General features: G+C 71.8%; 18 protein-coding genes. 9 read left to right on the top strand and 9 right to left on the bottom strand.

What is annotated here, in order from left to right; genetic code table 11:
* The first annotated feature begins 40 nt into the window (after positions 1 to 40).
* Positions 41 to 586: a YbhB/YbcL family Raf kinase inhibitor-like protein gene (locus tag ACFVSL_RS05535; protein ID WP_386939189.1), complete on the top strand. Its 546-nt coding sequence runs from the start codon at positions 41 to 43 to the stop codon at positions 584 to 586.
* A 298-nt stretch (positions 587 to 884) separates the two neighbouring features.
* On the opposite strand, the gene ACFVSL_RS05530 is transcribed toward ACFVSL_RS05535, so the two are convergent.
* Positions 885 to 1,343, bottom strand: coding sequence for an ArsR/SmtB family transcription factor (locus ACFVSL_RS05530; RefSeq protein ID WP_386939187.1), 459 nt, complete (start codon positions 1,341 to 1,343; stop codon positions 885 to 887).
* Positions 1,344 to 1,461: 118 nt separating this feature from the next.
* A complete protein-coding gene (locus ACFVSL_RS05525; protein WP_386939186.1) occupies positions 1,462 to 2,100 on the bottom strand; it encodes a LysE family translocator in 639 nt (212 codons plus the stop codon).
* A gap of 48 nt (positions 2,101 to 2,148) precedes the next feature.
* Between ACFVSL_RS05525 and ACFVSL_RS05520 the strand changes: the two genes are divergently transcribed.
* Complete coding sequence (locus tag ACFVSL_RS05520; protein ID WP_386939185.1) at positions 2,149 to 3,255, top strand: enoyl-CoA hydratase/isomerase family protein; 1,107 nt, start codon at positions 2,149 to 2,151, stop codon at positions 3,253 to 3,255.
* Positions 3,256 to 3,268: 13 nt separating this feature from the next.
* Here the strand turns inward: ACFVSL_RS05520 and sufU are convergent, their stop codons facing one another.
* Both sufU and ACFVSL_RS05510 read right to left on the bottom strand, forming a co-directional pair.
* Complete coding sequence (sufU, locus tag ACFVSL_RS05515) at positions 3,269 to 3,721, bottom strand: Fe-S cluster assembly sulfur transfer protein SufU (protein WP_386939183.1); 453 nt, start codon at positions 3,719 to 3,721, stop codon at positions 3,269 to 3,271.
* 55 nt (positions 3,722 to 3,776) lie between these two features.
* Positions 3,777 to 5,126, bottom strand: a complete 1,350-nt coding sequence (locus tag ACFVSL_RS05510; RefSeq protein ID WP_386939181.1) for an aminotransferase class V-fold PLP-dependent enzyme — start codon at positions 5,124 to 5,126, stop codon at positions 3,777 to 3,779.
* A gap of 179 nt (positions 5,127 to 5,305) precedes the next feature.
* On the opposite strand from ACFVSL_RS05510, the gene ACFVSL_RS05505 reads away from it, so the two are divergent.
* The 4 genes from ACFVSL_RS05505 to ACFVSL_RS05490 are packed head-to-tail and all read left to right on the top strand — an operon-like array spanning position 5,306 to position 9,634.
* Positions 5,306 to 5,971: a GntR family transcriptional regulator gene (locus ACFVSL_RS05505; protein ID WP_386939179.1), complete on the top strand. Its 666-nt coding sequence runs from the start codon at positions 5,306 to 5,308 to the stop codon at positions 5,969 to 5,971.
* A gap of 30 nt (positions 5,972 to 6,001) precedes the next feature.
* Entirely contained in the window at positions 6,002 to 7,537 is a 1,536-nt protein-coding gene (locus ACFVSL_RS05500; RefSeq protein ID WP_386939330.1) for an MmgE/PrpD family protein, read from the top strand.
* Positions 7,537 to 8,451, top strand: a complete 915-nt coding sequence (gene prpB, locus ACFVSL_RS05495; RefSeq protein ID WP_386939177.1) for a methylisocitrate lyase — start codon at positions 7,537 to 7,539, stop codon at positions 8,449 to 8,451. Before ACFVSL_RS05500 ends, prpB begins: the two co-directional genes overlap by 1 nt.
* 49 nt (positions 8,452 to 8,500) lie before the next feature.
* Positions 8,501 to 9,634 (top strand): bifunctional 2-methylcitrate synthase/citrate synthase, encoded by a 1,134-nt coding sequence (locus ACFVSL_RS05490; RefSeq protein WP_386939175.1) that lies wholly within the window; start codon positions 8,501 to 8,503, stop codon positions 9,632 to 9,634.
* Positions 9,635 to 9,689: 55 nt separating this feature from the next.
* Here the strand turns inward: ACFVSL_RS05490 and ACFVSL_RS05485 are convergent, their stop codons facing one another.
* Positions 9,690 to 10,829, bottom strand: a complete 1,140-nt coding sequence (locus ACFVSL_RS05485; RefSeq protein ID WP_386939173.1) for a M24 family metallopeptidase — start codon at positions 10,827 to 10,829, stop codon at positions 9,690 to 9,692.
* A 124-nt stretch (positions 10,830 to 10,953) separates the two neighbouring features.
* Here ACFVSL_RS05485 and ACFVSL_RS05480 point away from each other — a divergent pair, with 124 nt between their 5' ends.
* On the top strand, positions 10,954 to 11,517 hold the full coding sequence (locus ACFVSL_RS05480) for a thioesterase family protein (protein WP_386939171.1): 564 nt from the start codon (positions 10,954 to 10,956) through the stop codon (positions 11,515 to 11,517).
* 18 nt (positions 11,518 to 11,535) lie between these two features.
* On the opposite strand, the gene ACFVSL_RS05475 is transcribed toward ACFVSL_RS05480, so the two are convergent.
* On the bottom strand, positions 11,536 to 12,636 hold the full coding sequence (locus ACFVSL_RS05475) for an AI-2E family transporter (RefSeq protein ID WP_386939169.1): 1,101 nt from the start codon (positions 12,634 to 12,636) through the stop codon (positions 11,536 to 11,538).
* A gap of 9 nt (positions 12,637 to 12,645) precedes the next feature.
* The gene (locus ACFVSL_RS05470; protein ID WP_386939167.1) at positions 12,646 to 13,152 is read right to left on the bottom strand and encodes an SRPBCC family protein; all 507 of its coding nucleotides are present in this window, start codon (positions 13,150 to 13,152) and stop codon (positions 12,646 to 12,648) included.
* A gap of 66 nt (positions 13,153 to 13,218) precedes the next feature.
* On the opposite strand from ACFVSL_RS05470, the gene ACFVSL_RS05465 reads away from it, so the two are divergent.
* Together ACFVSL_RS05465 and ACFVSL_RS05460 are read left to right on the top strand one after the other, a co-directional pair.
* Positions 13,219 to 13,587: a hypothetical protein gene (locus ACFVSL_RS05465; RefSeq protein WP_386939165.1), complete on the top strand. Its 369-nt coding sequence runs from the start codon at positions 13,219 to 13,221 to the stop codon at positions 13,585 to 13,587.
* A 90-nt stretch (positions 13,588 to 13,677) separates the two neighbouring features.
* Positions 13,678 to 14,040: a DoxX family protein gene (locus ACFVSL_RS05460; protein ID WP_386939163.1), complete on the top strand. Its 363-nt coding sequence runs from the start codon at positions 13,678 to 13,680 to the stop codon at positions 14,038 to 14,040.
* Between the two features lie 8 nt (positions 14,041 to 14,048).
* Here the strand turns inward: ACFVSL_RS05460 and ACFVSL_RS05455 are convergent, their stop codons facing one another.
* Complete coding sequence (locus ACFVSL_RS05455) at positions 14,049 to 14,630, bottom strand: TetR/AcrR family transcriptional regulator (protein ID WP_386939161.1); 582 nt, start codon at positions 14,628 to 14,630, stop codon at positions 14,049 to 14,051.
* A 43-nt stretch (positions 14,631 to 14,673) separates the two neighbouring features.
* A complete protein-coding gene (locus ACFVSL_RS05450) occupies positions 14,674 to 16,386 on the bottom strand; it encodes a phytoene desaturase family protein (RefSeq protein WP_386939159.1) in 1,713 nt (570 codons plus the stop codon).
* Positions 16,387 to 16,460 lie beyond the last annotated feature (74 nt).

The raw sequence follows: 16,460 nt of genomic DNA, 5'->3' as shown, positions 1-16,460 counted from the left end.
GCCCGGCCTAGGCTGGTGGCATCCGTCGAGAGGAACGCCGATGTTCGATCACGACCCGTACGCCGCGCTGCAGGCGTTGAAGCCGATGGCCGAGTTCACGCTCGAGAGCGTCGACTTCGTCGACGGCGCCGAGCTGCCGCTGCCGTTGCGCGCCGCGGGCCAGGGCGCTGGCGACCGTTCGCCGCAGTTGTCCTGGTCGGGGTTCCCGCCCGAGACGCAGAGCTTCGCGCTGACGTGCCTCGACCCCGACGCGCCGACCGGTTCGGGCTGGTGGCACTGGGCCGTCGCGAACCTGCCGGCCGCCGTCACGAGCCTCGATGCCGATGCCGGCGAACCGGGCGCGCTGAAGCTCCCCGCCGGAGCCCTCGTGCTGCCGAACGAGGACGGCGAACGCCGCTACGCCGGTTCGGCGCCGCCGCCCGGCACGGGGGTGCACCGCTACATGTTCGTCGTGCACGCGCTCGACGTGCCGCGCCTGTCGATCGACCCCGAGGCGACGCCGGCGAACCTCGCGATCCAGTGCTTCTTCCACGGCATCGGGCGCGCGGTGCTCGTGGGCACGGCCGTGAACCCGGCCGACGCGTAGTCGCGCGGCCCCGCGCCGTCGGCCGCTCGCGCGTGGCCGTGCGCCCCGCGCCGGGCGGTGCGACTCGTGACGCCGATGCTGGGGGCTTTCGCGTTCGAGCTCTGCCAGTTCCGCCTCATCGAAACGAGCGGAGACGCGCGTCCGAGTGGCGGCGGGCCGTCACGCCGTTGACCGGGAGGGGACACCGCGCTGGAAGGGACACCGCGTGGACGCTGCGGTAGTGCCATCCGTGAGTGAGGCGCTACTGGCATAGGCGAAACGCGAAACCCTCGGCGAGGGCGGCCGGCCGTTCGGCGCTCTACTCACCGTCGTCGAGCCAGCTCCCGGGCTCGAAGCCACGGCGTCCCTTTCGCCCGGCGCGATGGAGGCGGCGCGCCGGCGCCGGCGCCGACATCGGTGCAGTGCGTGCCGTCGGTGACGCCCGGGGCACGCGCGACGGCTGCTCGGGCGGAACCGGTGCGCGATTCGTGCCGAACCCGTAGCGGTGATCCCAGAGGTCGAACAGCTCGGCCACGGCCGAATCGAGTCGTTGCATGAAGTCCTCTTCGAGCAGGTAGAGGCGCTCCGTGTACGCCGGGAGCACGCGCACGACCCCGTGGTCGCGCAGGATGCGGAGGTGATGAGACACCGCGGACCGTGACACCCGGAACTCCATCGAGATGAGGTCGTTCAGCATCCCGACCGGGTGCGAGCCGACGGCGAGCACCTCGACGATGCGGCGACGCACGGGCTCGGCGAGGACCTCGAAGGGATGCATCGCCGCAGGCTACGTCGGATCCGACGCCCGGCCGCGGGCGGGACGGCCCCCAGGGAGACAGTCATGAGCGGGCGTCCTCATGGGGAGGACAGGACGAAGCGGGCCCGGCGACGTCGGCTCAGTGCTTGTTGCCGCTCAGCGCGAGCACTCCGCCGAGGCCGATCATCATGACGCCGCCGGCGGCCGAGAGGTGCTCGATGCGTCGCGGCGTGCGGGCGAACCAGTCGCGGGCGGCGCTCGCGGCGAGCGCCCAGATCGAGTCGAAGACGAGCGCCAGCACGATGAACACGACCCCGAGCTCGAAGAGCTGCAGCGGGATCGCGCCCGCCTCAAACGACACGAACTGCGGCAGCACGGCGACGAAGAAGGCGATCGTCTTCGGGTTCGTCACCCCGACGACGAAGCCCTCGGCGAGCTGCCGCCAGTGCGAGCGGGGCGGCGCGTCGTCGCTCGCGGCACGCGAGGCCTCCTTGCGGTGCCGGATCGCCTGGACGCCGAGGTAGACGAGGTACGCGGCGCCCGCGAACTTGATGACCGTGAAGAGCACGACCGACTGCGCGACGAGCGCCCCGACGCCGAGGGCGACGGCCGTGACGAGGGGCACCATGCCGAGGGCGTTGCCGAGCACGCTGAGCAGCCCGCCCAGGCGCCCGAGCGCGAGCGAGCGACCGACGACGAAGAGCACGCTCGGGCCGGGGATGAGGATGAGCGCGACCGAGGCGAGGACGAACGTCCAGAGGTTCTCGACGGGGACCATTCGGGCATCGTAACCCGGTCGAGCGGTCGGGGCGATACGGTGGCAGGCGTGAGCGAGCACATCTCCGCGAGCGTCGCCGACGGGGTCGGCCACGTCACGCTCGACCGACCGCAGGCCCTCAACGCGCTCTCGTACGAGATGATCCGCGCCCTCGCCGAGGTGTTCGAGGTCTGGCGGCACGACTCCGAGGTCTCGCTCGTCGTGCTCGACGGCGCGGGGGAGCGGGGGTTCTGCGCCGGCGGCGACGTGCGCGAGCTGCACCGTTATGCCGTGAACGACGACCACGCCGAAGCCCGCGAGTTCTTCCGCGCCGAGTACCGGCTCGACGCGGCGATCGCCCGCTACCCGAAGCCCGTGGTCGCGATCATGGACGGCATCACCATGGGCGGCGGCATCGGGATCGCCGGCCACGCCTCGGTGCGCATCGTCACCGAGCGCTCGCGCATCGCGATGCCCGAGACCCGCATCGGCTTCACGCCCGACGTCGGCGGCTCCTGGCTGCTCGCGAAGGCGCCCGGCGAGCTCGGCGTGCACCTCGCCCTCAACTCGCGCACCATGGACGCGGCCGACGCCCTGCACGCCGGCTTCGCCGACGCCTTCGTCCCGTCCGAGCGCATCCCGCACGTGCTGCAGGCGCTCGCCGAGCGCGCCGACCCCGGCAGCCCGGCCGAGATCGTCATGCTCTTCGACGAGACCCCTGGCCCCTCGACACTCGCGCTCGCGCGCGACTGGGTCGACGCCTGCTACTCGGCCCCCACCGTCTCCGAGATCATCGCGAGACTGCGCGCCTTCGCCGACGGCCGTCAGGATGCCTCGTCGAGCGCGTTCTCGACGAACCCCCTCGATCCGGGTGCGACGGCCTACGCCGCCGCGGCCGCCGACGAGCTCGAGGCGCTCTCGCCCACCGCGCTCGCGGTGACCCTCGAGTCGGTGCGGCGGGCGCGCACCCTCCCGAACCTCGAAGCCGCACTCGAGCAGGAGTTCCGAGCGGTGACGTGGTTCATCGAGCAGCACGACCTCCGCGAGGGCATCCGTGCGCAGGTGATCGACAAGGACCGTGCACCCCGCTGGAACCCGCCCGAGCTCGACGACGTGCCGCCGGGGCTCGCCGCCCGCGTGCTCGACGAGGCGCGCTTCGAGCCGGTCTTCGGCTAGCCGGCGAGGCCCGCTACTCGCCCGTCGGGGCCGCCTTCGCGAGCGCGGCCTCGAGCGCGACCCACGAGAGCATCGCGCACTTCACGCGCATGACGTACTTCGAGACGCCGTGGAACGCGATCGCGTCACCGAGCAGCTCCTCATCGGGCTCGCCGGCGCCCTGCGAGCGCAGCATCGCACGGAACCCCTCGATGAGCCCGTGCACCTCGTCGACGGGGCGACCGGTCGCGCGCTCGGCGAGGGTCGAGGCCGACGCCATCGAGATGCTGCAGCCGTCGCCCTGCCAGGCGAGCTCGGCGAGGCGCTCGCCGCCCTCGTCGAGCTTCACGCGCACGGTGATCTCGTCGCCGCACGTCGGATTGAATTCGTGGTGCTCGGCATCGGCGCCCTCGAGCGGCCCGTCGCCGTTGCGGCGCTTCGCCTGGTCGAGGATGATCTGCTGGTACAGCCCTTCGAGCCCGCTCACGCGATCACCGCCGCCGTCCGGCCGGGTGCGCCGCGGTGGCAGCGCAGGAGCCCGCTCACGCGATCACCGCCGCCGTCTGGTCGGCGCCGGCGACGCCGAAGAACCGCCGCACGTCGCCGAGGGTCGCGACGAAGCGGTCCATCTCGTCGGCCGAGGTGTAGACGTGCGCGCTCGCGCGGGTCGTCGCGGTGATGCCGAGCGCGCGGTGCAGCGGCTGCGCGCAGTGGTGGCCGACCCGCACGATCACGCCGGCGTCGTCGAGGAACTGCCCCACGTCGTGCGCGTGCACCCCGTCGACGGCGACCGAGACGAGCCCGGCGCGCGGCGAGCCCGGGGGCGGGCCGATGAGGCGCACTCCGGGCACCTCGGCGAGCTGCACCGCGACGCGCTCGGCGAGCGTGCGCTCGTGCGCCGCGACCGCGGCCATGCCGATCGACTCGAGGTAGCGCACCGCCTCGGCGAGGGCGACGACCTGCGACACGGGCTGGGTGCCGGCCTCGAAGCGGTGCGGCGCCGGCAGGAACTCGGCCGAGTCGATCGTCACGCGCGTGATCGTCGACCCTCCGGTGCGGGCGGGAGGCAGGGCGTCGAGCAGTTCGGCGCGGCCGTAGAGCACGCCGATGCCGTTCGGGCCGAGCATCTTGTGCCCCGAGAGGGCGGCGAAGTCGACCCCGAGCGCCCCGAGGTCGCTCGGCAGGTGCGGCACCGACTGACAGGCGTCGAGCACGACGAACGCGCGGGGTGAGCGCTCGCGCACGAGCGCGACGACGTCGGCGACGGGGGCGAGGTAGCCCGTCACGTTCGACACCTCGGCGATCGCGACGACCCGCGTGCGCTCCGAGAGCTCCGCGGCGAGGGCGTCGACCGACCAGAGGCCGCGCTCGTCGACGCGCACGGCGCGCAGGCGCGCGCCGGTGCGCGCGGCGAGGCGCTGCCACGGGATCAGGTTGGCGTGGTGCTCGGCCTCGGTCACGACGATCTCGTCGCCGGCCTCGAGGGCGAACCGGGATGCCTCGGGCCCGCCGAGTCCGGCCGAGGCATCCGCCATGCCGAGCGCGACGATGTTGAGCGCATCGGTGGCGTTCTCGGCCCAGACGATCTCCCGTTCGCCGGCGCCGACGAAGCGGGCGACCGTGGCGCGGGCGTCCTCGAAGAGGGTCGTCGACAGGCCGACGGCGGCGCTCGCGCCCCGGTGCACGGGGGCGAGGTGCTGCTCGAGGTAGTCGCGTTCGGCGTCGAGCACGCGCGCGGGGCGCTGCGCGGTCGCCGCCGAGTCGAGATAGGCGACCGGCGCGCCGCCGTCGGTCGGGGCGCCGTAGGCGGCGCCGTCGGCGAAGGCGGGGAAGTCGCGGCGGAGGTCGGTGACCGTGCGCTGCCCGATGGTGTCGAGATCGCTGGTGCTCATCCCTTCCATCGTCCCACGGCGGGCGGCGCCGAAGGCCGGTCACGGGAGATGCACAGCCGCGGCCGGCCGGCGAGGGCCTCCGGGCGACTGGCCGACAAATGTATACATCGGGCGGTCAATCGACGATCGATTGCGCGGGAATCCGCAGGAGTGTATACATGGATGCGGAGGGAGGGGCGATGCGAGCGAGTGAACGGGCGTACCGCGCGTTGCGCGAGGAGATCCTCGACGGCACCCTCCAGCCGGGTGCCGCGCTCGCCGAGGTCGAACAGGCGAACCGGCTCGGCGTCTCCCGGACCCCGGTTCGCGAGGCGCTCGCACGCCTCGAGGCCGACGGCCTCGCCACCGCCGCCTCCGCACGCGTGCTGCAGGTCTCGGCGCTCGATGCCGCGAGCATCGTCTCGCTCTACGAGCTGCGCGAGGCCCTCGAGGGCCAGGCCGCCCGCCTCGCCGCGGCCCGGCGCGATCCCGCGCGCTTCACCGTGCTCCGCGAGCGGATCGTCGGCGCGCCCGAGTTGCTCGACGCCGGCGACGAGGGGATCCGCGCCTACTACGACGCCGTCGACGCGCTCGACGACGAGATCGAGTCGGCCGCCGCCAACCCGATGCTCGGGGCGGCGCTCCGCAGTGTCCGCCTGCACTCGGCCCGGGTCCGCCGGCTCGCCCGCCACCATCCCGAGCGGCTCCGCGCCGCGGCATCCGAGCACCTGCTCATCGTCGATGCGATCGTCGCGGGCGATGCCGCCCTCGCTGCCCATGCCACCCACGTGCACCTGCACCTGAGCCTCCGCCACGCGCTCGCCTCGATCGAGGCTCGTCACCCCGACGGCCACCGCGTAGCCTGACCGATGGAACACTTCAGAAAGGTCCGCCCCATGCACCTCCACCACGTTCGCACCCACCGCAGCGACGAGAACCTCGCCCGCGAGGGCCAGCTCGCCTGGAAGCTCGCGGGCGTCGCGACCGACCCGGTCGAGCTCGACGACGACGTCGTCGACATGGTGGTGAACCGCGTCATCGACAACGCCGCGGTCGCGGCGGCCGCCGTGGCCCGCCGCCCCGTCGTCTCGGCGCGCAGCCAGGCGCTCTCGCACCCCGTCTCGATCGGCGGCGACGGCGCGACGGTGTTCGGCGCCGACGCGGCGCGCCGCACGAGCCCCGAGTGGGCCGCGTGGGCGAACGGGGTCGCGGTGCGCGAGCTCGACTACCACGACACCTTCCTCGCCGCCGAGTACTCGCACCCCGGCGACAACATCCCGCCGATCGTCGCGGTTGCCCAGCACCTCGCGCAGGGCCGCGGCCTCACCGGGCGCGACGTCGTGCGCGGCCTCGCGACGGGGTACGAGATCCAGATCGACCTCGTGAAGGCGATCTCGCTGCACAAGCACAAGATCGACCACGTCGCGCACCTCGGCCCGTCTGCCGCCGCGGGCATCGGCACCCTGCTCGGCCTCGACCAGGAGACGATCTTCCAGGCCATCGGCCAGGCGCTGCACACGACCACCGCGACCCGCCAGTCGCGCAAGGGCGAGATCTCGACGTGGAAGGCGCACGCCCCCGCCTTCGCCGGAAAGATGGCGATCGAGGCCGTCGACCGCGCGATGCGCGGCGAGACGAGCCCGGTGCCCATCTACGAGGGCGAGGACGGCGTGATCGCGTGGCTCCTCGACGGTCCGGATGCCTCGTACGACGTGCCGCTGCCCGACCAGGGCGAGTCGAAGCGGGCCATCCTCGACTCGTACACGAAGGAGCACTCGGCCGAGTACCAGGCCCAGGCCTGGATCGACCTCGCCCGCAAGCTGCACGACGAGTACCCGCTCATCCTCGACGCCGAGCACATCGAGTCGATCACGCTGCACACCTCGCACCACACGCACTACGTGATCGGCTCGGGCGCGAACGACCCGCAGAAGTACGACCCCGACGCCTCGCGCGAGACGCTCGACCACTCGATCCCGTACATCTTCACCGTCGCACTGCAGGACGGCGCATGGGACCACGAGACCTCGTACTCGCCCGAGCGCGCGCACCGCGCCGACACGGTCGAGCTGTGGAAGAAGGTCTCGACCGTCGAGGACGCCGAGTGGACGCGCCGCTACCACTCGCTCGACATCGCCGAGAAGGCGTTCGGCGGCCGGGTCGTCATCAAGCTCGCCGACGGCGGCGAGATCGTCGACGAGATCGCCGTGGCCGACGCCCACCCGCTCGGAGCGCGGCCGTTCGCCCGCGAGCAGTACGTGCACAAGTTCCGCACGCTCGCCGAGTGGGCCGTGGCCCCCGACGAGATCGAGCGGTTCCTCGACCTCGCGCAGCGCCTGCCCGAGCTCTCGCCCGACGAGCTGGGCGGGCTCACCTTCACCGTCGCCCCCGGCGCGCTCACGGGCGTGGAGATCCCCGAGGGGCTGTTCTGATGCTGTACTCATCCACCCCGGCGCACGAGAAGCGGCGCCTGTTCCGCGAGCGGCTCGCGACGGGCGAGATCATGCGGTTCCCCGGCGCGTTCAACCCGCTGTCGGCGAAGCTCATCGGCGAACGCGGCTTCGAGGGCGTCTACATCTCGGGCGCGGTGCTCAGCGCCGACCTCGGTCTGCCCGACATCGGTCTCACCACCCTCGCCGAGGTCGCGGGCCGCGGCAGGCAGATCGCCCGCATGACCGAACTGCCGGCCATCATCGACGCCGACACCGGTTTCGGCGAGCCGATGAACGTGGCGCGCACGGTGCAGGAGATGGAGGACGCCGGCCTCGCGGGCCTCCACATCGAGGACCAGATCAACCCGAAGCGCTGCGGTCACCTCGACGGCAAGCAGGTCGTCGACGACGAGACGGCCCTGCGCCGCATCCGCGCCGCCGTCGACGCGCGCCGCGACGAGAACTTCCTCGTCATGGCGCGCACCGACATCGCCGCGGTCGACGGACTGCAGGCCGCGATCGACCGGGCGAAGGCCCTCGTCGACGCCGGGGCCGACGCGATCTTCCCCGAGGCGATGCGCTCGCTCGAGGAGTTCGCCGCGATCCGCGCCGCGGTCGACGTGCCGCTGCTCGCCAACATGACCGAGTTCGGCAAGAGCGAGCTCTTCACGGTGCAGCAGCTCGCCGACGTCGGCATGAACATCGTCATCTGGCCGGTGTCGCTGCTGCGGCTCGCGATGGGTTCGGCGATGCGCGGGCTCGACGAGCTCGAGGCATCCGGTTCGCTGACCGCGCAGCTCGGCGAGATGCAGCACCGCTCGGAGCTCTACGACCTCGTCGACTACGAGGGCTACAACCACTTCGACACCTCGATCTTCAACTTCACCGTCGCAGACACTCCGGTGGTCGAGTAGCGCGACGCGCGATCGAGACCCCACTTCACGCCAACGCAAGGGAGCATCAATGGCCGAGCAGGAGATCTACAAGGGGCTGGCCGGCGTGCCGGTCGACTACACCGCCGTGTCGAAGGTCAACCCCGATACGAACTCGCTGCTCTACCGCGGGTACCCCGTGCAGGAGCTCGCCGCCTCGTGCACGTTCGAAGAGGTCGCGTACCTGCTCTGGTACGGCGAGCTGCCGAACGACGAGCAGCTCGGCGCGTTCGAGGATCGTGAGCGGTCGCTGCGCGGACTCGACCACGAGGTCAAGCGCATCATCGACGAGCTGCCGCTCACGGCCCACCCGATGGACGTCGTGCGCACGGCCGTGAGCGTCATCGGCGCGAGCGACCCCACGACCTCCGACTCCTCGCCCGAGGCCGACCTCGACAAGGCGATCCGGCTCTTCGCGAAGCTGCCCTCGATCGTCTCGTACGACCAGCGGCGCCGGCACGAGCTCGACTTCGTCGAGCCGCGCGACGACCTCGGCTACTCGGCCAACTTCCTGTGGCAGACCTTCGGCGAGGTGCCCGAGCTGCCCGTCGTCAACGCGTTCGACGTGTCGATGATCCTCTACGCCGAGCACTCGTTCAACGCCTCGACCTTCACGGCGCGGGTCATCACCTCGACGCTCTCCGACCTCTACTCGGCGGTGACGGGGGCCATCGGCGCGCTCAAGGGCCCGCTGCACGGCGGGGCGAACGAGGCCGTCATGCACGCGTTCGACGAGATCGGCGCCGGCGAGGGCGGGGCCGAGCGGGCCGTCGCCTGGCTCGACGACGCGCTCGCCTCGAAGCGCAAGATCATGGGCTTCGGGCACCGCGTGTACAAGAACGGCGACTCGCGGGTGCCGACGATGCGCGACGCGATGGAGCGCATGGTGGAGTTCTACGACCGCCCCGACCTCCTCGAGCTGTACGTCGCGCTCGAGCAGGCCATGGGCGAGCGCAAGGGCATCAAGCCGAACCTCGACTACCCGGCGGGCCCGACCTACCACCTGATGGGATTCGACACGCTCACGTTCACGCCGCTGTTCGTCGCCTCGCGGGTCACCGGATGGACGGCGCACATCCTGGAGCAGGCGGCGTCGAACGCGCTCATCCGCCCGCTGTCGGTCTACAACGGGGTCGACGAGCGGCACGTGCCCGCGAAGGGCTGAGGCACGGCGCGCGGGGCGTGGCACGCGTCGCGCGACCGTCTCGGCGAAGCTCTCGTCAGACGACGATCAGCTCCGCCGGCGAGGTGTTCATGAGCACCGCGCCATCGTCGCCGACGACGACGATGTCCTCGATCCGCACGCCGAACCGACCCGGCAGGTAGACGCCGGGCTCGATCGAGAACGCCATGCCCGGTTCGAGCGGGCGGGTGTTGCCCGCGACGATGTACGGGTGCTCGTGCACCTCGAGCCCGATGCCGTGGCCCGTGCGCGTGATGAAGTACTCGCCGTAGCCGGCCAGCTCGAGCACCTCGCGCGCGGCGCGGTCGATCGACTCGGCGGAGGCGCCCGGCCGAACGGCGGCGACGGCGGCGCGCTGCGCGGTGCGCACGAGCTCGTGCACCTTCACGAACTCGGGGTCGGGCTCGCCGCCCGCGACGAGGTAGGTGCGGGTGCTGTCGGAGTTGTACCCGGCCGGGTTGGGCCCGCCGATGTCGACGACGACCGGGTCGCCGGCCTCGATGACGCGGTCGGAGGCTTCGTGGTGCGGCGAGGCCCCGTTCGGCCCCGAGGCGACGATGACGAAGTCCGCCGTGCGGTGCCCCTCCTCGACGAGGGCGGCGGCGATGTCGGCGGCGACCTCGTTCTCGGTGCGGCCGGCGCGCAGCCACTCGCCGATGCGCAGGTGCACCCGGTCGATCGCGGCGCCGACCGATGCGAGCTCGTCGACCTCGAACGGCTGCTTGCGCATGCGCAGCTCGGCGATGAGCTCGCCGGCGGGCCGCATCCGCAGCTCGGGCCGGGCGGCCTGCAGGCGGAACGCGTGCAGGTACGGCAGGTGGTCGTCGACGGCGGCGTCGGCGGGTTCGGCCGCCCCGGCGCCGAGCTCGCCGAGGAGCGCCGCGTACGGGTCCTCGCCGTCGAGCCACGTCACGAAGCGCACCCCTGCCGCCTCGGCCGCGCTGCCCTCCCAGCCCCCGCGTTCGAGTGCCGGCAGGATCATGACCGCGTCGCCGGGCGCGACGGCCGGCACGGCCAGCAGGGTGAGCCGCTCGTGCGAGGGCACCGAGTGACCGAGGAGGTAGGCGAGATCTGGCCCGGGGGCGACGAGCACGACGTCGACGCCGGCGTCGAGCGCGGTCTCGGCGAGTCGGCGGAGGCGGTCGGTGGTCGTGGCGGCGGAGGCGGCGTTCGACATGGCTCGGAGTCTACGAGGGGCCCTGCCCGTTGGCCACAACATCGGCGCGAGGCATCCGTCTCTCGTTGTCGCAACCCGATGATGATGGGGTATCGACCACGGATCAGGCATACAGTCATCGACCATGCACATGTTCTTCCGCACGATGCTGCATTTCGTGCTCGCCCGCTTCCGTTCGCGGCTCGGGCACGGCGATGTCGCCCGCACGAACTTCATCACCCTGCCGACCGACCTCGACATCCTCAACCACATGAACAACGGGGTCTACCTCTCGATCATGGATGTCGCGCGGTTCGAGATGCTCGTGCGCAACGGCGTCTGGCAGCTCATGCGGGACCGCGGCTGGTACCCGGTGGTCGCGAGCGAGACGATCACCTTCCGCAAGTCGCTCAACCCCTGGAACCGCTTCACGATCGAGTCGCGCATCATCGGCCACGACGACAAGGCCGTCTACATGGAGCAGCGCTTCGTCCGGCCGGATGCGTCAGGGATCCCTGAGATCTACGCGACCGGGTACATCCGGGCGCGCTTCCTGCGGCGGTCGGGCGGCACCGTGCCGATGCCCGAGCTCGTCGAGGCGTTCGGCGTCGAGGGGTTCCACGGGATCCCCGAGTGGATCGAGCGCTGGGGCGACGACGTCGCGCTGCCGCCGATGCGCGCCGCGGCTCCGTCGGTGTGGAGCGACTAGCGACGCGCGGCGTCGCCGCTAGCTGTGCGCCTGCTTCGGGACCACGACCTCGCGGATGATGAGCAGGATGCCTGCGGAGATCGGGATCGCGACGAGCGCGCCGAGGAGGCCGAGCAGCGTGCCGCCGGCGAGGGCCGAGATGAGCACGATCGTGCCGGGGACCTGCACCGCCTTGCCCATGACCTTCGGGGTGAAGATGTACGCCTCGACCTGCATGTAGACGAGCATCGCGATGAGCACCACGATGCCGGCGACGGGCGAGACGAGCAGGGCGATGATCGTCATGATCACCGTCGTGATGACGGTACCGATGAGCGGGATCAGGGTGATGAAGAACGCCATCGCACCGATGAAGAGGGCGTAGGGCACGCCGACGGCGATGAGCAGGAGGGTCGAGAACACCGAGTTCATGAAGGCGAGCACGACCATGCCGCTGAGGTAGCGGCCGATCGACTGCATGATGCGCTCGGCGTAGCCCTCGACCTGCGTGCGGTGGCTCGCCGCGACGAGGGTGTAGCAGGCGCGCTTGGTCGAGTCGAGCGTCGCGATGAAGTAGATCGAGAGCACCACGACGAACACGCTCGTCGAGATGCCGTCGAGCAGCGCGGCGCCGAACTTCAGCGCGCCGCCGCCGATCGCGGCCCAGGTGTCGGGGTCGGCGATGATGCCGCTGACCCACGAGACGGCCGACTCGAGGAAGCCGTTCGTGGCCTCGTTGACCTTGTCGAACCACCCCGAGGAGTAGAGGTCCTTGATCTCGGCGGGGAGCGCCTTGGTGAAGGACACGGCCTGCCCGATGACGGGCGGCACGACGAGCCAGACGATGCCGACGATGACGCCGAGGAAGAGCAGGATCACGGTGACGATCGCGACGCCCCTGCGCATGCCGCGGCGCTCGAACCAGCGGATGAGCGGGTCGAGACCGAGCGCGACGAACGCGGCGATGAACACCGACAGCACGACGCTGTTGAGGTTGACCACCGCGACGGCGAGCCCGAGCGCGAGCAGCACCCCGAGGGTGACGATGAACCCCCAGCGCAGCGGGTGGTTCACGAAGAGGCTGCCGCGCTCCTCGGTCGGGGAGGTGTTGCGCCGACGTAGCCGTTCTGCCGTGTTCACGGCGTCAGTTTAGGGGCGGGCTGCGCTCGGCACCGTGAGGTCGCGGTAGTGGGGCGAGAACTCGGGGTAGTACGTCTCCCAGACGGGGAGGGCCGCTCCTGAGCGAGAGGCCGCGAGCCGGTCGAGGTAGAAGTCCCAGCCGGGGCCGATGCTCGCGGCGTCGGCCGCGTCCTTCACGCGCTGCCCGAGCGTGAGCGTCGTCATGCGGCCGCCCTCGACGAGGTGGCAGAACACGCGCACCCCGGTCGGGCCCGAGCCGGAGTCGGCGGTGAAGCTGTGCGGCGCACGGCACTCGAGGATGGTGACGTTCATCCACTCGGCGCCCTCTTCGCTCATCTGGAAGCGGACGCCGCCCGTCGACGGGCTGCCCGTGTACGTGCCGATCCACCCCTTCATGGCGTTGGGGTTCGTCAGGCTGAACCACACGTCCTCGATCGGGGCGTGGAACAGGCGGTCGAACTGCAGGTACAGGCCGTCGGCCTTCAGCACGTAGTGTCCGGTCGGTTTCGCGGTCATCATCGCCCCCCACTCGTCGTGACTTTCAGGCTAATCCGGGCGGGTGCGAAGCACTAGAGTCGGGTCATGAGTTCCAAGGGGTCGCAGCGCGTGGCGCACGAAGAAGCAATGGACATCACCGAGGGCAAGTCCGGGCTGTGGGGTTGGCTCGCCGGACTGATCGTGCTCGCGGTCATCGCGGTGCCGCTCTCGGCGTCGTTCGCCTTCGCGACGCACCCGAACACGCAGCAGCTGTTCTCGGGGCGCCTCGAAGAGGTCGGCAACAGCGCCTACCAGTCGTTCTGGTGGGTCGTGACGCTCTTCCTCGTCGCGCTGCCGTTCCTGGTCGGCTACGTCGTCGCGAAGCTCTCGGTGAAGTCGCTGGTGATCGTCGGTGCGATCATCGCGCTCTTCGTCATCGCGATCATGATCCTCGGGCAGGTCTTCATCTTCTGAGGCCCCGCGGCGACGGCACCGTCCGGGGCGGGTGGTGCCTCGCCGGACATCCCATGGCATGATTCCGTACCATACGGTATGGTACGGACCATGGGTTTCATGTTTCCCGACCCCGTCTGGCCCGTCGTCCTTCTGGCCGTCATCTGCTTCGGCGACGCCCTGCTGTGCCTCAAGCCCGTCGCGTTCATCGCGAAGTGCTTCGAGGACGTCGGCTTCCCACGGCGGTGGTGGTGGGTCATGCCGCCGATCAAGTTCGCGGCTGCCGCGGGGCTCGTCCTCGGCATCTGGATCCCGTACCTCGCCGCCCTCACCTGCGCCGCGCTCGTCGCCTACTTCCTCGTCGCGATCGGCATGCACGTGCGGGCGCGCGACTTCGGGCGCAACCTCTTCGTCAACGCGACCGGCATGCTGGTGATCTGCGTCGCGACCGGCCTGTTCTGCTTCGTGCTCTGATCGAGAACTCAGCGTGCGTCGTCGGCGCTCGGCCCGCCCGCGAGCGGGGCGATCTCGAGCAGCAGCTCGTAGACGGCACGGAGCTCGTCGGTGCCGATCGGCGGCACCGTGGCCGCCGCGCCCACCGAGACCAGGTAGGGCACGAGCGCCGCGGTGCGCGCGGCCGCATCCGATGAGGTCGCCGGCCGCCAGACCGCCTGGAGTGCGCCGATGACACGCGCGTCGATGCGGGCCTGCGTCGCCCGGGCGTCGTCGTCGGTGCGGGCCCAGGCGCGCACGGCGGCGTCGAGCTCGGTCGGGCGGATCGACGGCCCCGTCGTGAGCGCGAGCTCGCTGAGCCACTCGAGGGTGGCCCGCGTCCCGCCGGCGCCCCGCGCCGCGATCCCGCCGTCGATCGCCGCGATCGTGCGCTGCTCGTAGTAGGCGAGCAGCGTCTGCTTGTACCCGCCGGCGCCGTCGAAATGGTGGTGGAACGAGCCCTTCGTCACGCCGAGCCGCGCGGCCAGGCGGTCGATGCGCAGGGCCGGCGCGCCCTCGGCGGCGAGGACGGCCAGCCCCTCGTCGAGCCAGCGTTCCCGTGTCGTCGCCATGGAGCAACCGTACCCGAAGGTATGGTCGGCGCCGCGCGACGGTTCAGCCCGCGAGGCGCTCCAGCACGGCCATCGCCGCGTTGTGCCCGCCGATGCCGCTCACGGCGCCGCCGCGCACCGCCCCCGATCCGCACAGCAGGATCGCGGGATGCCGCGTGGCGACGCCCCAGCGCTCGGCGGGGGTCGTGAGCGGCGCGCCGGGCTCGGCCCACGGCCACGAGAGCGGGCCGTGGAAGATGTTGCCGCCCGGCATGCGCAGCGCCGCCTCGAGGTCGAGCGTCGTCTTCGTCTCGATGCAGGGGCGGCCCGAGGCATCCGTCATGATGACCGACGAGATGGGCTCGGCGAGCACCGAATCGAGCGAGTCGAGCACCGCCTGCTGCAGCAGGGCGCGCAGCTCGTCGTTGCCGTGGCGCTCGAGCAGGCGGTGCGGCACGTGCAGGCCGAAGACGGTGAGCGTGTGCGCGCCCGAGGCCGCGAGCTCGGGCGACAGGATCGACGGGTCGCTCAGCGTGTGGCAGTAGATCTCGCAGGGCAGGGGCGAGGGGATGCCGCCGCGTGCCGCCGTCGCGTACGCCGCGTCGAGCTGCGTGGCGAGCTCGTTGATGTGGAACGTGCCCGCGAACGCCTGCTCGGGCGCCACCTCGGCGTCGCGGAGGCGGGGGAGCCGGGTGAGCAGCAGGTTCACCTTGACCTGCGCGCCCTCGGGGGCGTGCAGCACGCGCAGGCGCTCGCGGACGACGGGCGGCACCGCGACCGGTCCGTCGTCGGAGAACGGAGCCTGGTCGCGCGGGGCCAGGCCGGCGCCGCCGGTGCCGTCGGCCGGTGCTCCCGGTACGCCCTCCTCGATGAGGCGCTCGAGCACGGCGGGGGCGACGTTCGCGAGCAGGGTGCCCGCGGTGGCGAGGCGCTCCGCGCCCGCGAGCCGGTATCGCACGCGGCCGGCCGGGTCGACGCCCAGCACCTCGGCTCCCGTGACGAGCGTCGCGCCGGCCTCGCGCGCCGAGCGGGCGAGCTCGCCGCTCACGGCGCCCATGCCGCCGACGGGAACGTCCCAGTCGCCGGTGCCGCCGCCGATGACGTGGTAGAGGAAGCAGCGGTTCGCGTCGAGTGCGGGGTCGTCGAGCGCGGTGAAGGTGCCGATGAGCCCGTCGGTCGCGACGACGCCGCGCACGAGGTCGCTCGCGAACCGCGCGTCGATCGACTCGCCGAGGGGGCGTTCGACGAACGCGTTCCACGCCTCGTCGTCGCCGATGAGCGCTCGCACCTCTGCCCGGGTCGGCAGCGGTTCGGTGAGGGTCGGGAAGAGCCGCTCGGCGAGATGCGCGGTCTGGCCGTAGAACGCCTCCCAGGCGGCCGCGTCGTCGGCGGCGCCGACGCGGGCGAAGGCGGCGGCGGATGCCTCGGCGTCGGCCTCGTTGTCGACGAGCAGCCCCCGCTCGGGCTCGGTCGGATCGGGCGTGTACGAGGAGAAGCGGCGGCGCACGAGCTCGACGTCGAGGCTGAGCTCGTCGATGATGCGCCGCGGCAGCAGGCTCACGAGGTACGAGTAGCGGCTCAGTCGGGCGTCGACCCCGTCGAAGGCCGCGGCCGAGACGGCTGCGCCGCCGAGGTGGTCGTCGCGCTCGAGGAGGAGCACGTCGAGCCCGGCCCGGGCGAGGTAGGCGGCCGCGGTGAGGCCGTTGTGGCCGCCGCCGAGGATCACGACGTCGTGGGCGGAGGGCGCGGGCGCTGCCGCGTGCTCGGTGCTGGGCATGAGTCGAGCGTAGGCGGTGGCCGGTGGCGACTCACTGTCGGCGACCCGGGCGAGCAGTCCTCGCCCGCCGCGCG

This window comes from Agromyces sp. NPDC058064 (assembly GCF_042885275.1).
Lineage (GTDB): Bacteria > Actinomycetota > Actinomycetes > Actinomycetales > Microbacteriaceae > Agromyces.
The sequence above is the reverse complement of the archived record's forward strand: the minus strand, read 5'-3'. Positions and strand labels throughout refer to the sequence as shown.

Excerpts from the sequence above, each read along its gene's own strand:
- prpB (WP_386939177.1), top strand. The coding sequence starts at position 7,537 with ATGCTGTACTCATCCACCCCGGCGCACGAGAAGCGGCGCCTGTTCCGC.
- ACFVSL_RS05490 (WP_386939175.1), top strand. The coding sequence starts at position 8,501 with ATGGCCGAGCAGGAGATCTACAAGGGGCTGGCCGGCGTGCCGGTCGAC.
- ACFVSL_RS05480 (WP_386939171.1), top strand. The coding sequence starts at position 10,954 with ATGCACATGTTCTTCCGCACGATGCTGCATTTCGTGCTCGCCCGCTTC.
- ACFVSL_RS05485 (WP_386939173.1), bottom strand. The coding sequence starts at position 10,829 with ATGTCGAACGCCGCCTCCGCCGCCACGACCACCGACCGCCTCCGCCGA.
- ACFVSL_RS05510 (WP_386939181.1), bottom strand. The coding sequence starts at position 5,126 with ATGAGCACCAGCGATCTCGACACCATCGGGCAGCGCACGGTCACCGAC.
- ACFVSL_RS05525 (WP_386939186.1), bottom strand. The coding sequence starts at position 2,100 with ATGGTCCCCGTCGAGAACCTCTGGACGTTCGTCCTCGCCTCGGTCGCG.
- ACFVSL_RS05455 (WP_386939161.1), bottom strand. The coding sequence starts at position 14,630 with ATGGCGACGACACGGGAACGCTGGCTCGACGAGGGGCTGGCCGTCCTC.
- ACFVSL_RS05460 (WP_386939163.1), top strand. The coding sequence starts at position 13,678 with ATGGGTTTCATGTTTCCCGACCCCGTCTGGCCCGTCGTCCTTCTGGCC.
- ACFVSL_RS05505 (WP_386939179.1), top strand. The coding sequence starts at position 5,306 with ATGCGAGCGAGTGAACGGGCGTACCGCGCGTTGCGCGAGGAGATCCTC.
- ACFVSL_RS05450 (WP_386939159.1), bottom strand. The coding sequence starts at position 16,386 with ATGCCCAGCACCGAGCACGCGGCAGCGCCCGCGCCCTCCGCCCACGAC.
- ACFVSL_RS05535 (WP_386939189.1), top strand. The coding sequence starts at position 41 with ATGTTCGATCACGACCCGTACGCCGCGCTGCAGGCGTTGAAGCCGATG.
- ACFVSL_RS05530 (WP_386939187.1), bottom strand. The coding sequence starts at position 1,343 with ATGCATCCCTTCGAGGTCCTCGCCGAGCCCGTGCGTCGCCGCATCGTC.
- ACFVSL_RS05465 (WP_386939165.1), top strand. The coding sequence starts at position 13,219 with ATGAGTTCCAAGGGGTCGCAGCGCGTGGCGCACGAAGAAGCAATGGAC.
- ACFVSL_RS05470 (WP_386939167.1), bottom strand. The coding sequence starts at position 13,152 with ATGACCGCGAAACCGACCGGACACTACGTGCTGAAGGCCGACGGCCTG.
- ACFVSL_RS05500 (WP_386939330.1), top strand. The coding sequence starts at position 6,002 with ATGCACCTCCACCACGTTCGCACCCACCGCAGCGACGAGAACCTCGCC.